Annotated in this window: 3 protein-coding genes and 1 pseudogene; 3 read left to right on the forward strand and 1 reads right to left on the reverse strand. The window is 44.8% G+C overall.

Annotated features, from left to right (window positions below):
• On the reverse strand, nucleotides 1-1,033 hold a 1,033-nt coding region (locus SMIDD26_RS08185), incomplete at its 3' end, for a peptide chain release factor 3 (protein WP_246747000.1).
• Nucleotides 1,034-1,246: 213 nt separating this feature from the next.
• Between SMIDD26_RS08185 and gatC the strand changes: the two genes are divergently transcribed.
• The 3 genes and pseudogenes from gatC to SMIDD26_RS08200 form a co-directional block, all read left to right on the forward strand.
• A complete protein-coding gene (gatC, locus tag SMIDD26_RS08190; protein ID WP_050242200.1) occupies nucleotides 1,247-1,549 on the forward strand; it encodes an Asp-tRNA(Asn)/Glu-tRNA(Gln) amidotransferase subunit GatC in 303 nt (100 codons plus the stop codon).
• Nucleotides 1,549-3,015 carry an Asp-tRNA(Asn)/Glu-tRNA(Gln) amidotransferase subunit GatA gene (gene gatA / locus SMIDD26_RS08195; protein ID WP_061439798.1) on the forward strand — a complete coding sequence of 489 codons (1,467 nt, stop codon included), beginning with the start codon at nucleotides 1,549-1,551 and terminating at the stop codon, nucleotides 3,013-3,015. The genes gatC and gatA overlap by 1 nt, the downstream gene beginning before the upstream one ends.
• Nucleotides 3,015-3,640, forward strand: a pseudogene (locus tag SMIDD26_RS08200) (Asp-tRNA(Asn)/Glu-tRNA(Gln) amidotransferase GatCAB subunit B); the annotation flags it as partial. The gene gatA and the pseudogene SMIDD26_RS08200, both read left to right, overlap by 1 nt.

Raw genomic sequence — 3,640 nt, forward strand, 5'->3', positions numbered from 1 at the left:
CATTCTCACGACTTTCCGCCATAAACTGAGTCACATTCGAAAGTTTAGCCCCCTTACCAGTACGAGGCAGATTGACGCTCATACCGCGCTCAAATTCGCCAGATACGATACGGACAAAGGCGATACGGTCACGGTGACGAGGGTCCATGTTGGCTTGGATTTTAAAGACAAATCCTGAGAAATCCTTGTCGTGAGGATCCACAATTTCGCCATCTGTTTTCTTGTGACCATGTGGTTCTGGAGCAAACTTGAGAAAAGTCTCAAGGAAGGTCTGCACACCAAAGTTAGTAAGGGCTGAACCGAAGAAGACAGGTGTCAATTCTCCAGCCAGAATAGCTTCCTCTGAAAACTCATTCCCAGCTTCATTTAAAAGCTCAATATCATCCTTGACTTGCTCGTAGAAAGGATTGCTACCAAAAAGTTTGTCCCCATCGTCTAGGCTAGCAAAACGCTCATCCCCTTTATAAAGTTCTAAACGTTGGTTATAGAGGTCATACAAGCCCTCAAAGGCCTTCCCCATCCCGATAGGCCAGTTCATAGGGTAGCTAGCAATGCCCAAGATTTCTTCCAATTCTTGCAAGAGATCCAAAGGCTCACGACCGTCACGGTCCAGCTTGTTCATAAAGGTAAAGACTGGAATGCCACGATGTTTCACAACCTCAAACAATTTCTTGGTTTGCGCCTCAATACCCTTAGCAGAGTCCACGACCATGACCGCAGCATCCACCGCCATCAAGGTACGATAGGTATCTTCTGAGAAATCCTCGTGCCCTGGCGTGTCTAAAATATTCACGCGCTTGCCGTCGTAGTCAAATTGCATCACAGATGAAGTAACCGAAATCCCACGTTGTTTCTCGATGTCCATCCAGTCAGACTTGGCAAAAGTCCCCGTTTTCTTTCCTTTTACGGTACCAGCTTCACGAATCTCGCCCCCAAAGTAGAGCAACTGCTCAGTGATGGTTGTTTTCCCCGCGTCAGGGTGGGAGATGATGGCAAAGGTACGGCGTTTCTTAATTTCTTCTTGAATATTCATAAGTTCTCTTTCTTTAGATTCTCTATTTTTCTTGTTTCAATAGCTAAGAATGATTTCTACATTGGATTTTACCATTCCTTTCAACACTTCATTATATCGGATTTTAGCATTTTTTTCAATTTCTATTTCTTTTCACTTCCCCCTCCCTTATTTATAGGAAAATATGGTAAAATAGAACAGACTAAAAATCATCATTTCACGAAAGGATGCAAGATGAAAATTACGCAAGAAGAGGTAACACACGTTGCCAATCTTTCAAAATTAAGATTCTCTGAAGAAGAAACTGCTGCCTTTGCAACTACCTTATCTAAGATTGTTGACATGGTTGAATTGCTGGGCGAAGTTGACACAACTGGTGTCGCACCGACTACAACCATGGCTGACCGCAAGACTGTACTCCGCCCTGATATGGCCGAAGAAGGAACAGACCGTGATCGCTTGTTTAAAAACGTACCTGAAAAAGACAACTACTATATCAAGGTGCCAGCTATCCTAGACGATGGAGGAGATGCCTAATGACTTTTAACAATAAAACCATTGAAGACTTGCACAATCTCCTTGTTTCTAAGGAAATTTCAGCAACGGAATTGACACAAGCTACGCTTGAAGATATCAAGTCTCGCGAGACAGCTATCAACGCTTTTGTTACCATCGCTGAGGAGCAAGCCCTTGCTCAAGCCAAGGCTATTGACCAAGCTGGAATCGATGCTGATAATGTCCTATCAGGAATTCCACTTGCAGTTAAAGATAATATCTCTACTGACGGTATTCTCACAACTGCTGCCTCAAAAATGCTCTACAACTATGAGCCAATCTTTGATGCGACAGCCGTTGCCAATGCAAAATCTAAAGGTATGATTGTTGTTGGGAAAACCAACATGGACGAATTTGCCATGGGTGGTTCTGGTGAGACTTCTCACTATGGTGCCACTAAAAACGCTTGGGATCAAGGAAAAGTTCCTGGTGGATCATCAAGTGGTTCTGCCGCAGCCGTAGCTTCTGGGCAAGTCCGCTTGTCACTTGGTTCTGACACTGGTGGTTCTATCCGCCAACCTGCTGCCTTCAACGGAATCGTTGGTCTCAAACCAACCTACGGAACAGTTTCACGTTTCGGTCTCATTGCCTTCGGTAGCTCATTAGACCAGATTGGGCCTTTTGCTCCAACTGTTAAAGAAAATGCCCTCTTGCTCAACGCTATTGCCAGCGAAGATGCCAAAGACTCTACTTCTGCCCCTGTCCGCATTGCCGACTTTACTTCAAAAATCGGTCAAGACATCAAGGGCATGAAAATTGCTTTACCTAAGGAATACCTCGGTGAAGGAATTGATCCAGAGGTTAAGGAAACCATTCTGAATGCTGCTAAGCACTTTGAAAAACTGGGTGCTATCGTTGAAGAAGTCAGCCTTCCTCACTCTAAATACGGAGTTGCCGTTTACTACATCATCGCTTCATCAGAAGCTTCATCAAACTTGCAACGTTTTGATGGTATCCGTTACGGCTACCGTGCAGAGGATGCGACTAATCTTGATGAAATCTATGTAAACAGCCGTAGCCAAGGTTTCGGTGAAGAAGTGAAACGTCGTATCATGCTAGGTACATTCAGTCTTTCATCAGGTTACTACGATGCTTACTACAAGAAGGCTGGTCAAGTCCGTACCCTCATCATCCAAGATTTCGAAAACGTCTTTGCGGATTACGATTTGATTTTGGGTCCAACTGCTCCAAGTGTTGCTTATGACTTGGACTCACTCAACCATGACCCAGTTGCCATGTACTTGGCTGACCTCTTGACTATACCTGTAAACTTGGCAGGACTGCCTGGAATTTCGATTCCTGCTGGATTCGCTCAAGGACTACCTGTCGGTCTGCAATTGATTGGTCCTAAGTACTCTGAGGAAACTATTTACCAAGCTGCTGCTGCTTTTGAAGCAACAACAGACCACCACAAACAACAACCCGTGATTTTTGGAGGTGACAACTAATGAACTTTGAAACAATCATTGGACTTGAAGTCCACGTAGAGCTCAACACCAATTCAAAAATCTTCTCACCTACTTCTGCCCACTTTGGAAATGACCAAAACGCCAACACTAACGTGATTGACTGGTCTTTCCCAGGAGTTCTGCCGGTTCTCAACAAAGGTGTTGTCGATGCCGGTATCAAGGCTGCTCTTGCCCTCAACATGGACATCCATAAAAAGATGCACTTTGACCGCAAAAACTACTTCTACCCTGATAATCCAAAGGCCTACCAAATTTCTCAGTTTGATGAGCCAATCGGTTATAACGGTTGGATTGAAGTGGAGCTTGAAGACGGTACGACTAAGAAAATCGGTATCGAACGTGCCCACCTAGAGGAAGACGCTGGTAAAAACACCCACGGTACAGATGGCTACTCTTACGTTGACCTCAACCGCCAAGGGGTACCCTTGATTGAGATTGTATCTGAAGCCGACATGCGTTCCCCAGAGGAAGCCTACGCTTATCTAACAGCCCTCAAGGAAGTTATCCAGTACGCTGGCATTTCTGACGTTAAGATGGAAGAGGGTTCTATGCGTGTGGATGCCAATATCTCTCTTCGTCCGTATGGTCAAGAAAAATTCGGTAC

This window comes from Streptococcus mitis (assembly GCF_001579035.1).
GTDB lineage: Bacteria > Bacillota > Bacilli > Lactobacillales > Streptococcaceae > Streptococcus > Streptococcus mitis_J.